This window comes from Sphingopyxis sp. Root154 (assembly GCF_001427105.1).
Lineage (GTDB): Bacteria > Pseudomonadota > Alphaproteobacteria > Sphingomonadales > Sphingomonadaceae > Sphingopyxis.
The window spans coordinates 198,422-216,485 of the sequence record NZ_LMGI01000004.1 but is presented as its reverse complement, the minus strand read 5'-3'; the positions used below and the strand labels follow the sequence as shown (position 1 = coordinate 216,485).

Annotated in this window: 15 protein-coding genes; 6 read left to right on the top strand and 9 right to left on the bottom strand. The window is 65.4% G+C overall.

Annotation, left to right across the window (positions count from 1 at the left end):
* Positions 1-57 precede the first annotated feature (57 nt).
* Positions 58-1,269 (top strand): toxic anion resistance protein, encoded by a 1,212-nt coding sequence (locus ASD73_RS20715; protein ID WP_056367860.1) that lies wholly within the window; start codon positions 58-60, stop codon positions 1,267-1,269.
* Positions 1,270-1,283: 14 nt separating this feature from the next.
* Complete coding sequence (locus tag ASD73_RS20710; protein ID WP_235534631.1) at positions 1,284-2,003, top strand: hypothetical protein; 720 nt, start codon at positions 1,284-1,286, stop codon at positions 2,001-2,003.
* Here the strand turns inward: ASD73_RS20710 and ASD73_RS20705 are convergent.
* From ASD73_RS20705 to ASD73_RS20660, 9 genes are all read right to left on the bottom strand, one after another.
* Positions 2,000-2,323 (bottom strand): hypothetical protein, encoded by a 324-nt coding sequence (locus tag ASD73_RS20705; protein WP_056367856.1) that lies wholly within the window; start codon positions 2,321-2,323, stop codon positions 2,000-2,002. The two genes, ASD73_RS20710 and ASD73_RS20705, sit on opposite strands and share 4 nt — an antisense overlap.
* Positions 2,320-2,892 (bottom strand): RNA polymerase sigma factor, encoded by a 573-nt coding sequence (locus ASD73_RS20700; RefSeq protein WP_056367854.1) that lies wholly within the window; start codon positions 2,890-2,892, stop codon positions 2,320-2,322. Before ASD73_RS20700 ends, ASD73_RS20705 begins: the two co-directional genes overlap by 4 nt.
* Positions 2,852-3,457 carry a hypothetical protein gene (locus ASD73_RS20695; RefSeq protein WP_156377492.1) on the bottom strand — a complete coding sequence of 202 codons (606 nt, stop codon included), beginning with the start codon at positions 3,455-3,457 and terminating at the stop codon, positions 2,852-2,854. Before ASD73_RS20695 ends, ASD73_RS20700 begins: the two co-directional genes overlap by 41 nt.
* 203 nt (positions 3,458-3,660) lie before the next feature.
* Positions 3,661-5,064, bottom strand: a complete 1,404-nt coding sequence (locus tag ASD73_RS20690; RefSeq protein ID WP_235534630.1) for an FAD/NAD(P)-binding protein — start codon at positions 5,062-5,064, stop codon at positions 3,661-3,663.
* Entirely contained in the window at positions 5,061-5,954 is an 894-nt protein-coding gene (locus ASD73_RS20685; protein ID WP_056367848.1) for a TauD/TfdA dioxygenase family protein, read from the bottom strand. The genes ASD73_RS20690 and ASD73_RS20685 overlap by 4 nt, the downstream gene beginning before the upstream one ends.
* A 110-nt stretch (positions 5,955-6,064) precedes the next feature.
* Positions 6,065-7,738 carry an arylsulfatase gene (locus tag ASD73_RS20680; protein ID WP_056367846.1) on the bottom strand — a complete coding sequence of 558 codons (1,674 nt, stop codon included), beginning with the start codon at positions 7,736-7,738 and terminating at the stop codon, positions 6,065-6,067.
* 120 nt (positions 7,739-7,858) lie between these two features.
* A complete protein-coding gene (locus ASD73_RS20675; RefSeq protein WP_056367844.1) occupies positions 7,859-8,812 on the bottom strand; it encodes a TauD/TfdA dioxygenase family protein in 954 nt (317 codons plus the stop codon).
* A gap of 111 nt (positions 8,813-8,923) precedes the next feature.
* On the bottom strand, positions 8,924-11,368 hold the full coding sequence (locus ASD73_RS20670; RefSeq protein ID WP_056367841.1) for a TonB-dependent receptor: 2,445 nt from the start codon (positions 11,366-11,368) through the stop codon (positions 8,924-8,926).
* 636 nt (positions 11,369-12,004) lie between these two features.
* On the bottom strand, positions 12,005-12,898 hold the full coding sequence (locus tag ASD73_RS20660; protein WP_056367837.1) for a MurR/RpiR family transcriptional regulator: 894 nt from the start codon (positions 12,896-12,898) through the stop codon (positions 12,005-12,007).
* Between the two features lie 280 nt (positions 12,899-13,178).
* On the opposite strand from ASD73_RS20660, the gene ASD73_RS20655 reads away from it, so the two are divergent.
* The 4 genes from ASD73_RS20655 (at position 13,179) to phnE (ending at position 18,063) form a co-directional block, all read left to right on the top strand.
* Positions 13,179-15,326, top strand: a complete 2,148-nt coding sequence (locus ASD73_RS20655) for a TonB-dependent receptor plug domain-containing protein (protein ID WP_082521766.1) — start codon at positions 13,179-13,181, stop codon at positions 15,324-15,326.
* A gap of 87 nt (positions 15,327-15,413) precedes the next feature.
* Entirely contained in the window at positions 15,414-16,349 is a 936-nt protein-coding gene (locus ASD73_RS20650; protein WP_056367833.1) for a phosphate/phosphite/phosphonate ABC transporter substrate-binding protein, read from the top strand.
* Positions 16,346-17,071, top strand: a complete 726-nt coding sequence (locus ASD73_RS20645) for a phosphonate ABC transporter ATP-binding protein (RefSeq protein WP_056367831.1) — start codon at positions 16,346-16,348, stop codon at positions 17,069-17,071. The genes ASD73_RS20650 and ASD73_RS20645 overlap by 4 nt, the downstream gene beginning before the upstream one ends.
* Positions 17,068-18,063 (top strand): phosphonate ABC transporter, permease protein PhnE, encoded by a 996-nt coding sequence (gene phnE, locus ASD73_RS20640; protein ID WP_056367829.1) that lies wholly within the window; start codon positions 17,068-17,070, stop codon positions 18,061-18,063. The genes ASD73_RS20645 and phnE overlap by 4 nt, the downstream gene beginning before the upstream one ends.
* Position 18,064 lies beyond the last annotated feature (1 nt).

Genomic DNA, 18,064 nt, shown 5'->3' with positions numbered 1-18,064 from the left:
CATGCCATATAGGCAGGCGGCCCAAATTCTCTCTGTGGGTGGCTGGAAGGAAGACGAATGAGCGAACTGACCGCGACGGCAACCGCGACCGACGAGTTGAAGCTGACCCCGCCCGATCCCGTGCCCGCAGTTTCCCCCGAAAAGGCCGCCGGCCTGGTGCCGCTGTCGACCGAACAGAAATCGAAGCTCGAGGAACGCGTCGATGGCTTCATCGACGATCTTGTCGCGCAGGACGTCAATTCGCCCGCCTTCGGGCAAAAGGTCGACCAGATCACCAACATGGGCCGCAAGGAAATGCTGGAGGCGGCGAACCAGTCGAACCGCTTCCTCGACCGCCCGATCAAGGCGATGGACCGCGACACCGATATCGGGATGAACCTGATCGAGCTTCGCAACACCGTCGAACGGCTCGACCCCTCGGCGAACGGCAAGCTGTTGACGAAGCGCGGCTTTTTCGACAAGATTCTCGGCAACAAGGTGGGCAATTATTTTGCGCAGTACCGCAGCGCGCAGACGCATATCTCGGGCGTGCTCACCGCGCTGTCGAACGGCAAAGACGAACTGTTGATGGACAATGCCGCCATCGACGTCGAGCGCCGTAAGCTGTGGGAAGCGATGGGCAAGCTTGAGCAGATGGTCCACATCGCGGGCACGCTCGATGCCAAGCTCGAGGCGAAGGCGACCGAGCTCGACGGCATCGACCCCGCCAAAGCGAAGGTGCTGCGCGAGAACGCACTCTTCTATGCACGCCAGCGCACGCAGGACCTGCTCACCCAGATGGCGGTGACGGTGCAGGGCTATCTCGCGCTCGATCTCGTCAAAAAGAATAATGTCGAACTGGTGAAGGGCGTCGACCGCGCCTCGACCACTACCGTCGGCGCACTGAAAACCGCGATCACCGTCGCACAGGCGATGACGAACCAGAAGCTGGTGCTCGAGCAGATCACCGCGCTCAATACCACGACCGCGAACATCATCGACGGCACGTCGAAGATGCTGAAGGACAACACCGCGCGCATCCACGAGCAGGCGGCGTCGAGCACGATCCCGATGGAAACCCTGCAGCGCGCGTTCCAGAACATTTATGACACGATGGATGCGATCGACACCTTCAAGCTGAAGGCGCTCGACAGCATGAAGACGACGGTGACGACGCTCGAGGGCGAGGTCGCGAAGTCGAAGGGCTATATCGCGCGCGCCGAGGGTGCGAGCCAAGCGCAGGCCAGCGTCGGCGGCGCCGAAAGCCCGCTCGCGTCGCTCGAAGGCTAAGGCACATCATGACAATGAGCGAAGTCGACAAGATCCGGGTTTCCGCGGCATCGGCGATCGAACGTTCGCGCGAACGCCGTCGTCCGATCGGCACCAAAAGCGTCGCGCTGCGCCGCCAGCATCTCTACAAGAAGCTCGGCCGCGTGCTGATCGCGGGCGGGATCGTGCTGATCGGCGCCGCGGTGTTCGGCGCGCTGATCCAGCCGCTCGGCTTCACCGGGCTGCTCGCTTTGTTCATTCTCCTCATCGGGGTCGCGGTGCTGTTCGGCCGTTCGCCCTTCCCCGAACCGCGTCAGGCCGATCTGCCCAAGGCCGATCTCAAGCAGCTCGCGGGCCGCACCGAAATCTGGCTCGAGGCGCAGCGCCCCGCGCTCCCCGCCCCGGCGCGCCAGCTCGTCGATGGCATCGGCGTCCAGCTCGACCTGCTCGCGCCGCAGCTCCAGACGCTCGATGCATCGAGCCCCGCCGCGGCAAATATCCGCAAGCTCGTCGGCGAAGACCTGCCCGAACTTGTCGCGGGCTATCAGCGCATCCCCGCGGGGCTCCGCACCGAAGCGCACGCCGGGCGCACGCCTGACGAAACGCTCGTCGGCGGGCTGAAAATGCTGGAGAGCGAAATCGGCAACGCAGCGCGTAGCCTTGCCGCGGGCGAACTCGACAAGCTCGCGACGCGCGAACGCTATCTCCAGCTCAAATATCAGGGCATCGACGACGAGGACGTTCCTCCCGCCTAAGCCTGCCGCCAGCGCTGCGTCCCGAACCAGAGCAGCAGGATGAGCAGCAGCGGCGGTGCGAGCCCCCAATGCCCCGCCCCGGCGAGCGGCGCCAACAAAGGCGCCGACGAGAGGAGCCACAACGCCGCGAGCAGCGCGCCGATCGCCGACGCCTCGAACGCGAAGCTCCGCCAGAAGCGGGACCGCGCGCTTGCATAGGCCGCCTGCGCGTCGATCGCGCGCTCGACGCCGACCGCAAAACCGCGATCACCCGGCCGCTCGGGCGGCGCCAGCATCGCCGCCAGCATTGCATTGATGTCGTGATCGTCCGGCGCCGTCATGCGTCCGCTCCTTCGCCGATCATCTTCTGCGCCTTTGCGCGCCCGCGCAAGACGAGCGATTTGAGCGTGCCCAATGGCAAGCCCATGATCTCGGCCGCCTCCCCATGCGACCAGCCATGGCCGAAGCATAAAGTGAGTGCGGCGCGCTCCTGCGGCGACAGCGCGGCAAGCAGCCGGTCGGCGTCGATCGCGGCGTCGCTTGCCGGGCGCGGATCGGTCGACGTCGCAGCCTCCTCACCCGCCGCCAGTCCCGCGCGCCGCCGTGCGGTGCGCCGCTGGTCGAGGAACAGTCGCCAGCCGATCCCCATGATCCACGCCGCATAACTCCCCTGCCCCCGATATTCGCCCGCGCGCTGCCACGCGCGAACAAAGGCTTCCTGCGCCAGATCGTCGGCGTCGCACCCGGCGGCGCGGGACAGGAAGGCGCGCAATCGCCCTTCGTGCCGCAACACGAGGAGCTGAAAAGCGGCGCGATCTCCCCCCGCGACACGCTGGTTGAGGGCCCAATCTTCATCGGCGCTTGCCTCATCACGCAGCGGCGCGCTCCCCGGCAGCCGCTGCGCGCGCAAGGCGGCGGCGGACGAGCAGCGCGATGCCGACAAAGGCGGGAAAGAGCGCCGCGCCCGAAGAAATCCGGATCAGCTGCTCATTCCCCTGGATCAGCCCGAAGCCCGCCATCGCCAGCCCGATCGCGAGCAATACCAGCGCATTGCGGTCGTCGCCGCCCGACGGTTCGCCGGCACTCTGCGGGCCGATATGCTCATAGGGCTTGTTGAGCTTGTCGATCAGCGGACTCACCGCATCCGACTTGGCCTCGAGCGCGCGGCGGATCGAGCGATGGAGCATCCACGCGTGGAGCAACCGCGCGAGCAGGAAGAAGCCGACGACGAACAGCGCGACCATCGTGATATTTTCGAGCCAGCTGAAGAAACTGTCGCTGACCGCGACCAGTTCGGTGGTCGGCGGGGGCGCGGGCACATAAGAGGCGACTTCGCGCGGGCTGATATAGGCGGCGACATCTTCGGCGCTGAGCGATTCCCCGGCGGGTACGGTGATCGTCGTAACGGCCGGGGGCACCGCCGCCGGGGAAGATGCAGTGGCGGCAGCGGCCGCGGCGGCAATCAGAATATCCATCAACATATCTCCCCGTCATGCCATTTCGACATGGTGAAACCACAGGCGGCGGCCTCCGGCAAGGCGAGATGATCTGCACCGGGGAGCACATATCAACCGCCGTGCGACGCCGCCGCCCGGACCGGCGCGGGGGCCGATCATGGACTGGACGGCACGACACGCGCCGGTGGATGCAAGGGAGGAGATTTTTTGGGTGAGAGGGCCTAAAGCCCCTCGCCGCCGGTCCAGTGCGCGTTGACGAGGCGGCGCGCGAGCGCGCTCACCTGGTTGCGGATATCGGGCACCGCGACGACTTCCCACAAATCGCCGCGCGTCATCGGGCCGATCGCGAGGATATGCTCGGACGAACGACCCGAGGCATCGACGATATGCCCGTCGCGGTCGATATCGAGCCCGAGGCGCAGCGCATCGGGGCGGATACGCCGCGCTCCGAGCAGGCGTTTTACCAGCGGATCCGACGAGCGCAGCAAATCGCCCTGCGGCCCGGTGCAGTTGATCACCCGCGCCGCGCGTGTCGTCACCAGTTCGGCTTCGCCGCGCGGCAGCCAGGAAACCGCGAGCGCGTCGGGTTCGACCGCGACATGCGCGATCTTGCCCGCGCGGAAATGAAGCTGCCCCGACGCGATCAGCGCGTCGATCCGGTCGGCAACCTCGGGCGCGAGCCGGTGGCGATGGACGTCCCAGAAGGGGCGCAAGTGACGCAGGAAGCGTGCGCGCTTTTCGGCATCGGCGGCGGACCACATCATCTGTGTGATCGGGCGGATCGAATCGACGACGAGCCGCCAGTCGCGGTCCTTTGCCTCCTCCCGCGCCCAGCGTACGAGTTCAGACAGGTCGGGCGCCGGCTTGGCCAGCACCGGCTTGGGGCGCGGCAAGCCGTCGATATGGCGATGCGGACGCAGGCCGCGGCGCGAGAGCGCGGTGATCGGCCCCTCATGGCCGTGCGAAACGAGCCGGAGGATCACATCGACCGCGGTCAGCCCGGTGCCGACGACCAGCACCGGCGCCTGCTTGTCGAGTCCGTCCTCGAAGGCGCTCGCCCACGGGTCGCCGATATAGCGGTGCGACGGCAGGTGCGCGCCCTCGATCGCGGGCGGATCGTGCGGTGGCAGATTGCCGATCGCGAGCACCGCGCGGTCGGCCTCGATCAGCCCGCCGTTGACGAGCCCCAGCGTGACCTGCCCGCGCTTCTCCTCGATATCGAGCACCTCGTCGTCGACGAGCTTCAATCGCCGGCCATATTTTTCCATCGCCGCGCGCAGCGTCTCGCGCAAATAGCGACCATAGGTCGCGCGCGTGACGAACGCCGCCTCGCAGCCGAGGCCGCGCGCGGCAAGCCACTCGCAGAAATGGTCGGGCCGGTCGGCAAAGGCGCTCATATTGCCCGCGCGAACGTTGAGCAGGTGCGAGGTTTCGGTGCTGCTGTACGCGACCCCGGCGCCCATCTGGTGCCGGTCGCGCTCGATCAGCAACACCTCGACATCGGGCTGTTCGAGCAGGTTGATCGCGAGCAACGTCCCCGAAAAACCCGCGCCGACGATCGCGACGCGCGTCGCGGTGCGAAAGCGCGGACGCGGCGAATGAAGCTGCGCTTCGATCATCCTCATCGGGTTACCACGTCGCCCGACACCGTCACGCGTTCGAGCGCGCGATATTCGGGCCAGTAATCGCCGACGGCATAATGCTGGGTCGATCGGTTGTCCCAGATGCCGATCGCGTTCGGGGTCCAGCGGAAACGAACCTGATATTCGGGCACCTTGATCCGGTCGAACAGCAGGCGGAGCAGGCTGTCGCTGTCCTCCTCGCTCGCGCCGACGATGCGGCTGGTGAAGGTGTAGTTGACGTAAAGGATCTTCTCGCCCGTTTCGGGGTGCGAGCGCACGACCGGGTGGCGCACCGGCGGGAAATCGCGCGCGAGCTGCGCGCGCTTTTCTTCGGTCACGCGGCCGCCGAAGCTGCGCACGATGTCATGCTCGGCCTCGAGCCCGTCGATCCGGTCCTTCACCGGCTGCGGCAGCCCTGCATAGGCGGCGACGGTGTCGGCCCACATCGTATCGCCCCCCAGCGGCGGCAGGTGCCGCGCGCGCAGGATCGAGGCGATCGACGGCCGCTCGCGGAAGGTTACGTCGGTGTGCCATTTGTTATACGCCTGGAAGGGCGCGACCGTCTCGGCGGTGAGCTGAACGCCCTCGACGCCTTCGATCTTGAGGATTTCGGGATAGCCCTCGACCGACGGGATAACCGGATGGCCTTCGAGTTCGCCGAACAGGGTGCCGAGCCGGACATGGCTTTCGTGGCTGATATCCTGATCGCGGAAGAAGATGACCTTGAAACGCAGCCACGCGGCGCGTAGCAGATCGGCCTCTTCGGACGAGAGCGGGCGGTCGAGATCGAGCCCACTGATCTCCGCCCCGATCGTCGGAGTCGAGGGAGAAATCGACACGCCGAGCGATCGCGCGTTCTCGAACAGGTCGGGGGTGTTCAGCTGCGTGGCCATAAGCGGTCCTTTCGCTCGTTCGATTCGGACGATGTCCCGGAACGCATGAAATTAACTCAACTGATCTAATTGACAAGTCTTAACACGCCGAAGCGCATGATATGCGCGACCTATGGCCGATAAGGGATGGCGTCGGGCAGGATCACGCCGACATCCTGCGCATAACGATCCCATGCCGCCGCAAGCTCGGCTTTGCGGCCCGGATGCGCGAGCGACAGGTCGCGCGTTTCGCCGGGGTCGCGCGCGATGTCGAACAATCGCCAGATGCCGTCGCCGACATCGGTGAGCTTCCAGTCGCCACGGCGATAGGCGCGCGAGCCGAACAGCTCGGCCCCCACGCCGTCGTCGGCGCCATAAACGCGTGCGTCGGCATTTTTCAGCCAGGCGGCCCACGACCGGCCGGTGATCGGCACGACCTTGCGCCCCGCGACCTGCGTCGCCCTGGCATCGGCACCCGCAAGGTCGAGCAGGGTCGGGGCGATATCCGCGACCGACAGATATTGCGTTTCCGCACCCTTGCGTGCCGCGATCCCCGCGCCGCTGATGAAGGCGACCGCGCGCGTGCCGCCCTCGCTTTGATAGCCCTTGGTCAGCCACGACGGCGCGGTCGCCGCCTGTGCCCAGCCCGCGCCATAGGTCAGGTACGACGACGCCGTGCCGCGATTGGCGAAGCCGTTGTCGGCGCCCTTGAGCGAGCCCGCCAGCATCTGTGCGCCGGTGGTTTCGACATCGAGCGCCTCGGCGCCATTGTCGGCGAGGAAGACGATGACGGTGTTGTCGAGTTCGCCCGATGCGCGCAGCAATTCGATCACGCGGCCGACATTCTGGTCGAGCCGGTCGACCATCGCGGCATAGATTTCCATGTCGCGCGCGGCGAGCCGCTGCTGGTCAGCGGTCAGCGAATCCCAGCTGCCGTCGCGGTTGCGCGGCGTGTGCGCGACGACATCGGACGCAAGGATGCCCAGCTCGCGCTGCCGTGCAATGCGGCGTTCGCGCAGCACGTCGAAGCCTTCGTCATAGCGCCCCTTGTAGCGCGCAATGTCCTCCGCCGGCGCTTGCAGCGGCCAATGCGGCGCGGTGAAAGCCAGATAGCCAAAGAAGGGCCGCCCGGCTTTCCCCTTCGCCGGCCGCTCGCCGAGAAAATCGATCAGGCGGGTCGCGAAATAATCGCTCGAATAGAAATCGGTGGGCAAGCGCGCGACGACCTTGCCATCCTCGCGATAGGTCGCGATCCCGCGTGTCCCGGGGCTCGCTTCGGGCTGGATGTCGGTTCCATAATGATTGTGCCCGCCCTGCAATAACGCAAAGCTGCGCTCGAACCCCCGCGCATGCGGGTCTTGCTCGGGGGTCAGGCCCAGATGCCATTTTCCCGACAGCAATGTGCGATAACCATTGGCGGCCAGCCGCTCGGCGAGCGTCGCGACATCGCTGCGCAAATAGCCTTCATAGCCCGGCTTGCCCTGCTGGTTCGGCCGGATCATCTCGGCCATCGTGCCGAGCCCCGCGCGATGATTGTCGGTGCCCGACAGCAGCATCGAGCGCGTCGGCGAACAGGTCGGTGCGGTGTGGAAGCCCGCGAGCCGGATGCCGTTCAGCGCCAGCTTGTCGAGGTTCGGCGTGCGGATCTCGCCCCCGAACGCGCCAAGGTCCGAATAGCCGAGATCGTCGGCGACGATGACGAGCAGGTTCGGCCGCCGCTCCTTCGCCTGCGCGGGACCGACGGTCGCGGCGGCGCCGATCAGCGCGGCAAAAAGGAAGCGGGCGAAACGCGAACCTTGGGTCATCGGGTGGTCTTTCGAAGGTAAAAGGTCGGCGCGCCCGGGCGAATGGAACCGGGGCGCGCCGCAGACAGGGCCGGCGCAGTCACAGGAAGGAAGGGAGAGCCATAAACGCCGGCCGATTTCTCAGGCAGGTTCGTATTGAACCGCCTTTTCCTTGCGGACGGTGCGGCTGCGGCGCCCGTCGATTCCGACCGGCACTTCGCCCGAAATCGTCGCACGGCGCAGCGTCCGGCGCTGCAAGCCAAAGTCGGCAGTCGCGCGGTGCTGGGTCGACTGATTGTCCCAGATCGCCACATCGCCTTCACGCCAGCGCCAGCGCACGACATTCTCGGGCTTGGTGATATGATCTTGCAGCGTCTGAAACAGCCGCGCCGAATCCGCCGCGTTCAGCCCGACGAACTGCTTGACGAAGTGGCCGAGCAACAGGCTGCGCTGCCCGCTGACCGGATGGACACGGACCACCGGATGCTCGGTCTCATAGACCGTCGAGGCGAAGACGTTGCGATGCTCCTTGATCCGCTTCGCCGCACTTTCGCCGTCGGGCGCCGATTGCAGGATCGACGCATAGTCATAGAGGTTGGTGTGCGTCGCCCACAGATTGTTGACGAGCTGGCGCAGCACTTCGGGCAAGCCCTCATAGGCGGTCTCGCCATTCGCCCACTGCGTGTCGCCGCCGGCTTCGGGGATGGTCAGCGCGCGCAGGATCGATGCCTTGGGATAGGCGTCGACAAAGGTCACGTCCGTGTGCCAGCTCGACGCCGCATAGCCTTCCTTGCTGTCGAGTTCGAGCAAGTAGCGCGATCCTTCGGCAACCGGCACCGTCGGATGCGCGACCGGATCGCCGAGCAGCGCCGCGAAATCCTCATGCTCCTGGTCGGTCAGATGCTGCTGGTCGCGGAAGAAGAGTACCTTGTGCCGCACCAGCGCGGCCTGGATGGCCTGCACCACCGGCGCGGGCAGATCGCCCGACAGCGCGACACCGTGGACGATGGCGCCGATCGTGCCGGTCACCGGTGTGATTTCGAGCGGGATATTCTTGTCGCGCGCATTGGCATAGCTGTTGTGAAGGTCCGTCATGTCAGTCTCCTTTGGGGGTTGGACGGCGGGGGTATCCGGCAAGAGCCCCGGCGGGCGGTCGTCGAATGGGGTGGGCGCGTGGTTCACGCGCGAGTGAGGCGGGCATGGCCATCACAGCTTCGTCCGCAGCGTCGCGCCGATCGTGCGCGGTTCGCCGATCAGCGAGGTCACGATGCCGGTGTTTTGCGCCGACAAGGTCTGGAAATAGTCCTTGTCGAACAGGTTGCGCGCCCAGAGCGACAGGTCGAACAGGCCGTCGTCGGTCTTGAAACCGATACGCGCGTTCGCAATCCCATAGGCGGGAACATCGGCATAGATGCTGTTGCTCGACGAGGTGTTGAACGAGGAGCGATGCGAATAATCAGCATGGGCATAGATCGACAGATCGCGCCCGCCGAGATTGCCGACCGGCGCCGACACATCGCCGCCGAGCGTGTAAGTGAACTTCGGAACGCCGGGCAGCTGCTCGCCCGTCAGATCCTGAATTCCACCTTCGTTCAGCCGCTCGGGCGCCTGCGGAGCGGTCCGGTAATCGCTGTACGTCGTGTCGGCATAAGCGACCGAAGCATAGAAGCTCGCACGCTCGCTGGGCGCATAGCTGAGGTCGCCCTCGATCCCGCGCGAGCGCACGCCGGGAATGTTCGCAATATATTGGCGAACGTTGACCGTGTTCGGCACCTGCTCGGTGATCGCGGTCTGATAATCGCTGATCTCGGTCCAATAGCCCGCGACGTTGAGCGTCACCGCCTTGTCGAACCATTGCGACTTGATCCCGAGTTCGTAGCTGTCGACCTTTTCGGGCGCGACGTCGGGGTCGATCCCGGCGGGCAGGTTGGTGAGGTTGAGCCCGCCCGACTTGTTGCCGCGCGAATAGGTCGCATAGGCGAGCGCATCGTCGCTGAACTGCCACGACAAGGTCGCGAGCCCCGACACGCTGTTGTCCTTGAAGCCCGTCGAATAGCTGGTCACCGGGTTGAATTGCGCGCGGAGCGCCGCCGCCTGCGCCGCGATTCCGGCTGGCAGGGTCGACAGGTCGGTCCCCGCGACGTGGAATTGCGTGAACGAACCGCTCTTCTTTTCGTGCGTGTAACGCAGCCCCGCGGTCAGCGTCAGCCGGTCGGTGAATTTCCAGTCGAGCTGGCCGAACAAAGCATAGCTTTTGGTCCGCGGGTCCGAGGTCGAATTCGCCTCAAAGCCGTTGAGCGCGGCTTCCCATGCGGCGAGCGGGATCGGCGAGGTCGCGGGACGGTTCCACAGCGCGGCGGCGGGGCCATAGGCGCTCGCGCCCCGGCCGCGGATCACTTGCCAGAAATAATAGGCGCCGACGACATAATCGATCGGCCCGTCGCTGTCCGACGCGAGGCGAAGTTCCTGGCTGAACTGGCGTTGGCGGTTCGACTGTTGCGCCTTGACGATGACGGGGAGCGAAGTCGAATCGCCGTCGTTCGCGGGGTTCCAGTCCCACCAGCGGTATGCGGTGATCGAGGTCAGCTTCGCGGCGCCGACGTTCCAGTCGACCTGCCCCGACACGCCATAACCGTCCATATTCGACTGATAATGGCTGTCGGCCTCGCCACGCCGCGCGAAAGGATCGATCGTCGGAAAGCTGTAACCCGGGAAACGCGCCGCGCGCTCGGCAAAGCTGTTCGCGATCGCCGCGCCATTGGCATAGGTACCGAAATAATCGGCGAAGACATTGAGGACGTGATTCTGCTTCTGCCGCGCAAAATCGCCGATGATGCGGACCTCCAGATCCGACGTCGGGGTAAACAGCAACTGCCCGCGCACGCTCCAGTTCGAATAATCCTGCGCGCGCTCGTTCTGCGTGTCGTTGTAGAGGAAGCCGCGCCGCTCGGTCACCGAGCCGCTGACGCGGACCGCGAGCAGATCGTCGATCAGCGCCCCCGATGCCGAGCCGCGCAGCTGGTAATAGCCATAATCGCCGACGCTCGCCTCGCCCGAAAATTCGGGGTCGAAGCTCGGCTTCCTCGAGCTGATGTTGATCGCGCCCGAGGTGGTGTTCTTGCCGAACAACGTCCCCTGCGGCCCGCGCAGCACCTCGATCTGCTGCAGATCGACGAGGTCGAACTGCGACTGGCCGACACGCCCATAATAGACATTGTCGACATAGAAGCCGACGCCATTCTCCAGCCCGTCGTTGGTCAGCGCGACATTGCTGCCGAGCCCGCGGATGTTGATGTTGGTGTTACGCGGGTTGAAGCTGAACACTTGCAGACTCGGCACGATCTGCTGGATCTGCGTCAGCGAGTAGTTGCCCGTCGCCTCGAGCTGCGACGCGCCGACGACCGACAGCGCGATCGGCACGTCCTGCGCGCTTTCGTCGCGGCGGCGCGCCGACACGATGATTTCGGCGCCATCATAGGATGCGGCCGAGGCGGCCGCCACCGCGGCGCCGGCGGCTTCTTCTTCGGCCGCGGCGTCGGCAGACGCGCCGGTCTCAGCGGTGGTTTCGGCGGCAAAAGCCGGAGCAGCGGGCAGCAACAGCGCCGCGCCAAGCAAAAACTTCAAACGATGATCGGGAGAGAAACGGTTCATTATATCGGGTCCCCGGGCGGCGATCCCGCCCCCTTTTTGATGTGATGGATGGTGGCGCGGTGCGCCGCGCCGGATCGGGCAGCCGCCAGCTCCGCCCCCCAAAGCGCACGGGCGGCGCTGCGCAAGGACGCAGGATAGCGAGCCAGATCCGACAGGTCGGATTGGGTCAGCAAAGGCATGATATTTCCCCGCGCCGGCGCTTGGGTGCCGGACGTCAGGCCGCAAACGTCTCGCGTGAGGAGGCGCGGCTGGAGATTATGGGAGGCCGCTGGGCGTGAAGGGCGCGGTCGGTCCGCTACCCCGCGCTAGCGCGGCGATGATTTAGTTGATGGTGCTACACATACGCATCGCAATACCCCTTCTGGGGGAACGCAATGCCTGGCGATGTCGCCCGAGCATCACGCGCTTTAGCCGTTGGTAACGCGGAGCAAGCTGCTTCCCGGTCAAAAGCCGCGGGTCGAAGGGGAGAGCCCGTCATTCGTCTCAACCAGTCCCGAATGACAATGTCAACTTAATCGATTGATTTTAGATTCGTCAACGGCGAGGGCCGCTTTTTGCGACGAAGAAAATCTATCGATGGACAAGCCGAGGCTTATCCGCCGGTCACAAATCCCGTCAGGCGATTGCGCCGACCGGTCAGAAACGCTTGATCGAAAGCACCTCGAAGGTCTGGCGCAGCGTGTCGATCGAATGATCATAATCGCCGAGCGCGAGCGCCGCGATCAGGGCATCAACGACGCAAAGCTGGGCGATCCGGCTCGTCATCGCCTCGGTGCGAAAGCGCGTTTCGCGCGCCATGGTGAAAAGCACCACGTCGGCATAAGCCTGGATCGGCGAGCGCGCGAAATTGGTGATGACGATCGTCCGCGCCCCCGCCTCCTTCGCCAGCCGCGTCGCCGCAACGGTTTCATGCGTCGCGCCGCTGTGCGAAATCGTCAGCACCGCGACATCGGGGTCGCAGCGCGAGGCGCTGATCGCCTGGATATGGCTGTCGGTGACCACGCGCGCGTCGAGCCCGATGCGCAGCATCCGGTAATGCGTGTCCTCGGCGATCGGCGCCGACGAGCCGATGCCGTAGATTTCGACGCGCTTCGCCGTCCGGATTGTACTCACCGCGCGCGTCAACGCCTGCGGATCGAGCACCGAGAGCGAGTCACGCAGCGCCTGAATCCCCGAATGAAAAACCTTGCGGCAGATCGTATCCATATCGTCGTCGCGCCCGACATCCTCGTGGATGAACTGCACCGGCTGGACGACCTCGCGCGCGAGGCTGAGCTTCAGATGCTGGAAGCCCGAGAGACCAATGCCGCGGCAGAAATTGACGACGCTGCCTTCGCTTACCCCGACCGCTTCGGCGAGTTCGGTGATCGACATGCGGACAATCTCTTCGGGCTGCGCCAGGATATGGTCGGCGATGCGGCGCGCGCCCCGCGCCATATTCCCATGAGCCATTCTCATTCGCTCGAGCGCATTTTCGATCGGCGCCCGATCGTCACCCGCCGTTTTCGGCGCCCCGCCCTTGTCACTCATCTTACGCAATTCTCCGTCAGAATCCGCATGTCCGCCCCTGCAGGACAGAGAATGCTAGCCGAGATCGCGGTAACCCGAAAGTATAATTTGCTCATTTTTCCACAAATCTAAAATTGAGCTAATTTCACTCAACTGTCACACGCCGCCCCTAGCGGATGCCTCGCACATTGGTGCGGCGCAGCATCGAGTCGTGAACACGACCGCCCTGCTCCGCCCGATGTGATCGCGATTCTTCAAAAGGGGCATGATTGTGCACAAGGCTTCCAAATTTCGTGCGGCCATGGTTTTTGGCCTGATGCTGTCGGCGAGCGCGCTGCCGTCGGTCGCCTTCGCCGCCGTCGATGAGGCGACCGCCGACAGCGCCGATGCCGGCTCGGGCGCGGGCGACGAGATCATCGTCAATGGCACCGCGACCGTCGAAGCGACCCCGCTCGCCGCTGCCGCGGTCGAATATGGCAACGCCGTGCAGATCGTGACCGCCGAAGAAATCGCCGCTACCGGCGCGACCAACTTCGCCGAAATCGCGCAGCTCCTGATCAAGGGCGCGAACATCGGCTATTCGCCCGACGAAGGCGAATATACGATCCGCCTCGACGGCGGCAGCGACCGCGACACGCTGGTCGTGCTCGACGGTGTGCCGCTCTACGATCGCGGCCCCGCGCTCGAGGATATTTGGGGATCGACGACGATCGACCCGCACATGATCGAGCGCGCCGAGGTGTTCCGCGGCGGCAACAGTCTCTTCTTCGGCAGCAACGGCGGCATCGGCGTGATCAGCCTCGTCACCAAGCGCCCCGACGGCAGCAGCAAGTTCGAACTCGGCGCGCAGTACGGCGCGTTCAACACGCGCGAAATCTGGGGCAACGCGCGCTTTCCGATCGATCCCGAGGGGCGCCACAGCCTGATGGTCTATGGCGGCACGATCCAGACCGACGGCCCGCGCATCTTCGCCCCCGAATCCTATGTCGACAACGTCGCCAAGGCCGGCGGCATCCAGGATTATCCGCTCAACCGCAGCAATATCGGCGTCAAATATCTGTGGAAGGTCGACGACAAGACCGAATTCCGGGTGAACGGCCAATATACGCAGATCGAATTCCACGATCCGTTCCCCGATGCCGAAACCTATTCGCCGAACCGCGTCCGCTACCCGATAGTCGACTTCTCGCTCGACCGCCGCTGGTCGGAGAATTTCTACACCGAGGTCGCAGGCTATTGGAGCAACCCGCGGCTCAACAACACCGAGACTTTCGCCGAAATCTGCAAGACGCCCGCGGGCTGTACCGACCCGACGACGGGCAAGACTACGCCATTCGGCGACGCGACGGGCAAGTCGGTCCCCTTCCCCAACAAGGGCTTCGGCAAGGATTCAAAGGTCGGCGGTTTCCGCGAAATGGGGCTCAACGTCCGCAACACGCTGTCGCTCCCGAACATCCTCGAAGTCGTCGCGGGCGTGCAGGTCGTGTCGTACAAGAATGACTCGGACCCGGTCTTCCCGATCTCCAACAACGCGAACACGATCACCGGCGTCTACGCCGATTTCCGCCCGGTGATCCCGTTCAGCCCCGACACCAAATTGTCGCTCGCGCTGCGCACCGACTTCGCCGACAGCTTCGGGTCGCGCACGATCTGGAAATTCGGGTTCCGCCAGCCGATCGGCGCTTTCTATATTCGCGGCAACGGCGGTACCTCGTACAGCCTGCCGCGCACCAACGAACTTTATGCCGACAGCCCGACCTTGATCGGCAACCCCGATTTGAAGACCGAGGAAACCGAAACCTATAACGGCGGCATCGGCTTTTCGCAGAACTTCGGCAATGTGCAGGTGAATGCCGAGGTCGGGGCGTTCCGCACCGACGTCACCAACCGCATCCAGACGACGTCGGGCCTGACTCCCAACACCTATTTCAACAACGACCGCATCACCGAAATCCGCGGGCTCACCGCCGAGCTCGACGTCCGTGTCGGCAAGGGCTTCGCGTTCAACGTCAATTACACCAAACAGAAAGCGCGCCTCGACGGCACCAAGCTGCAGATCAACGAGACCCCCGAATATATGATCGGCGGCAACCTCCGCTGGACGAGCCCCGACGACCGTTTCTCGGTCACGCTCTTCCCGCGGTATCAGGGCCCGGAATATGCGACGGGCGGCGTCAACAATGCGCTGCGCCACAATTTCGGCAATTATTTCCTGTTCAACGGGTCGATCGGATACCGTCTGGGGGACGAGCGCCAGCACCAGATCCAGCTGCGCGTCGTCAACATCTTCGACAAGAAATATGCCGAACGCTACGGCTACGGCAACATGCGCTACAGCTCGGCGTTCATCCGCGGCGAGATTGCGCTCAACAGCCCCGCATATTTCTATGGCTATGAGTTCGAGGGCAAGCCGCGCGCCGTCTATGTCTCCTTCTCGACCCAATTCTGATCGGCCCGGTTCGGAGAGCCCGGTTCATGCCGCTGTCACAGCCCCGTCGTAATCGCCCCCTGTTTTTCGGGTCGACGGAGATTGTGTATGCGGCGGTGGATGATTGCGGGCGTGCTGGCGGCGCTATGCGTCGCCGGCACGGCCTGGCTGACCTTGCCTCGCCGCTCGGCCCAGCCGCCGCCGCTGCGCGTGCTGCTGATCCCCGCCGATGGCGGGACCGAAAGCGGCACGCTCGCCGACTATCGCCCGATCTTCGACGCGGTCGCGCGCAGTACCGGGCTGCGCTTCGACCTCAAGGTCGCGCAATCCTATGGCGGGGTCGTTGAGGCGATGTGCAACAATGCCGCCGATATCGCATTTGTCGGATCGGTCACCTATCTGCAGGCGCAAAAGCGCGGCTGCGCCGAGCTGCTCGCGGTCGCGGTCAAGTCGGGCCGCTCGGTCTATTATTCGGGGCTGTTCGTCCGCGCCGACGCGCCCGTCCGGTCGATCGCCGACCTGCGCGGCAAGCGCGTCGCCTTCGGTGACGTCAATTCGACCTCGGCCTTCATCTTTCCCGTCGCGATGTTTCTCGACGCCGGGATCGATCCGGTCCGCGACCTGTCGGCGGTCCGCATGACGGGCACCCATGCGAACAGCCTCGCGGCGCTGATCAACGGCGAGGTCGACGCCGCCGCGCTTTCCTTCGACAGCTATGACAAGGCGGTGCGAGCCGATGTCCCCGGCGCGCGCGACCTCCGCGTCGTCGCGCGCAGCGAGCCGATCCCCTACCCGCCGCTGATCGCGAACACGCGCCTCGACCCCGCGCTCCGCAACCGGCTGCGCGGCGCGTTCGAGAAGATCGGTCGCACCGCGGGGGTCGCACCCGAGATGATCCGCGGCTATGGCGGCGCACGCGTCGATGGCTATATCGGCCATGTTCCCGCCGGGCATTTCGACCCCGCCTCGCGCAAGATGGTGCAGGTCACCCCGGCGCTGAAAGACGAGATGCTGCGCAAGGCGGCTGAAAGGCCGGCACGATGATCGACATCGGTATCGCCGATCTTTGCGTCCGCCACGACGGCGCCGGCCGCGCGCTCGCGGACGTCACGCTCTACATCCCCGCGGGCCAGTTCTGCGCAGTGCTGGGTGCATCGGGGGCGGGCAAATCGACGCTGCTGCGCACCGTCGCCGGACTGGTGGCGCCGGGCGAGGGACGCCTCCTGTTCGACGGCACGCCCCTCCGCCCTGCACAACGCCGCCGCATCGGACTGATCCCGCAGGATTTCGCGCTGAGCGGCCGCGCCAGCGTCGCGCGCAATATCATGGCGGTGGCCGATATCGGCCTCGCGCGGTCCTTCGCCGGCCTTTATCCTGATGCCGAGCGAGCGCGCGCGACGCATTTGCTCGCGCACCTCGGGTTAGACGAAACCCATCTCGCGCGGCGCGCCGACAGCCTGTCGGGCGGCCAGCAACAACGCGTCGCGATCGCGCGGGCACTGCTCCACCGCCCCGCCGTCATCCTCGCCGACGAGCCCGTCGCCAGCCTCGACCCCGCGACCGGCGAACGCGCACTGGCGCTGATCCGCAACGAGGCGCGCAACCTCGGTGCGACCGTGATTTGCAGCCTGCATCAGCCCGCACTCGCGCGGCGCTTCGCCGATCGCATCGTCATGCTCGACGCAGGGCGGGTCGTTTTCGACGGTGCCCCCGCGATGCTCGACGGCAACGGCATCCCGCCCCGCATCCGGGCAGTGGCGCGATGAACGCGGATCTTCCCTGGCGCTTCCCCGCCTTGCTCAACACGCGCGCCGTCGCGCTGATCGCGGCGGCGTTGTTGCTGCTCTGGTACACCGGGCAGCGTGTCGAGATCGGCCGGATGCTTGCGCTCAGCGGCGAAGCAGTGCTGGCGCAGGCAGGCATGGCCAGCCGGTCGCAGGTCGCCGACGGGCTCGGCTCGACGCTCGCAGAGCTAGTGCCGATCCAATTGTCGTCGCGGCGCGAGGTCAGCCGTATCGAGGGATTCGATCCCGACCGCCTGCCCGCCTTCGCGCATATCGAAACCACTCGGACGCGCGTTTCGGAACTCGATCCCGAAACGCTACGTCGCGAAGAACATGTGGTGCGCACCGCCTGGCTGGTCGAGCCGTTCGGTTATGCCTTCCACGTCGCGGCCAAGATGCTCGAGACGCTCGAGATCGCGCTGTGGGGCAGCGTGATCGCGGTGCTGATCGGGATGCCGCTCGCGCTGCTTGGGGCACGCAACATTACGCCACACCCCGCGTTGCGGGCCGGCTCGCGCGCCGCCTCGGCTTTCCTGCGCGCCGTCCCCGAACTCATCGCTGCGCTGTTCCTCGTTATTGCTTTCGGTTTCGGCCCGATTGCCGGCGTCCTCGCACTCGGCCTCCATTCGGCGGGCTTCCTCGGCAAATTCTATGCCGACGATATCGAGGACACCGACCGCCGGCCGCAGCAGGCGCTCGCCGCGATGGGTGCCGGCCGCCTGACCATCTGGGGCAATGCGATCCTGCCGCAGGTGCTGCCGCAGCATATCGCCTGCACGCTCTACACCTTCGATCGCAACGTCCGCATGGGCTCGGTGATCGGCCTCGTCGGCGCGGGCGGCATCGGGCAGGAGCTCAAGGGCCGCTTCGACCTCTATGAATATGGCCATGTCGGCACGATCCTGATCGCCATCTTCCTCGTCATCCTGACGCTCGACCTCGTCGCCTCGCGCGCGCGGCAGGCATGGCGATGAC

What these genes read in the sequence shown, in the direction of transcription:
- ASD73_RS20710 (WP_235534631.1), top strand. Translation starts at nt 1,284, where the DNA reads ATGAGCGAAGTCGACAAGATCCGGGTTTCCGCGGCATCGGCGATCGAA.
- ASD73_RS20655 (WP_082521766.1), top strand. Translation starts at nt 13,179, where the DNA reads ATGGTTTTTGGCCTGATGCTGTCGGCGAGCGCGCTGCCGTCGGTCGCC.
- ASD73_RS20660 (WP_056367837.1), bottom strand. Translation starts at nt 12,898, where the DNA reads ATGAGTGACAAGGGCGGGGCGCCGAAAACGGCGGGTGACGATCGGGCG.
- ASD73_RS20690 (WP_235534630.1), bottom strand. Translation starts at nt 5,064, where the DNA reads ATGAGGATGATCGAAGCGCAGCTTCATTCGCCGCGTCCGCGCTTTCGC.
- ASD73_RS20675 (WP_056367844.1), bottom strand. Translation starts at nt 8,812, where the DNA reads ATGACGGACCTTCACAACAGCTATGCCAATGCGCGCGACAAGAATATC.
- ASD73_RS20680 (WP_056367846.1), bottom strand. Translation starts at nt 7,738, where the DNA reads ATGACCCAAGGTTCGCGTTTCGCCCGCTTCCTTTTTGCCGCGCTGATC.
- ASD73_RS20695 (WP_156377492.1), bottom strand. Translation starts at nt 3,457, where the DNA reads ATGGATATTCTGATTGCCGCCGCGGCCGCTGCCGCCACTGCATCTTCC.
- ASD73_RS20685 (WP_056367848.1), bottom strand. Translation starts at nt 5,954, where the DNA reads ATGGCCACGCAGCTGAACACCCCCGACCTGTTCGAGAACGCGCGATCG.
- ASD73_RS20650 (WP_056367833.1), top strand. Translation starts at nt 15,414, where the DNA reads ATGCGGCGGTGGATGATTGCGGGCGTGCTGGCGGCGCTATGCGTCGCC.
- ASD73_RS20670 (WP_056367841.1), bottom strand. Translation starts at nt 11,368, where the DNA reads ATGAACCGTTTCTCTCCCGATCATCGTTTGAAGTTTTTGCTTGGCGCG.
- ASD73_RS20715 (WP_056367860.1), top strand. Translation starts at nt 58, where the DNA reads ATGAGCGAACTGACCGCGACGGCAACCGCGACCGACGAGTTGAAGCTG.
- ASD73_RS20645 (WP_056367831.1), top strand. Translation starts at nt 16,346, where the DNA reads ATGATCGACATCGGTATCGCCGATCTTTGCGTCCGCCACGACGGCGCC.
- ASD73_RS20705 (WP_056367856.1), bottom strand. Translation starts at nt 2,323, where the DNA reads ATGACGGCGCCGGACGATCACGACATCAATGCAATGCTGGCGGCGATG.
- phnE (WP_056367829.1), top strand. Translation starts at nt 17,068, where the DNA reads ATGAACGCGGATCTTCCCTGGCGCTTCCCCGCCTTGCTCAACACGCGC.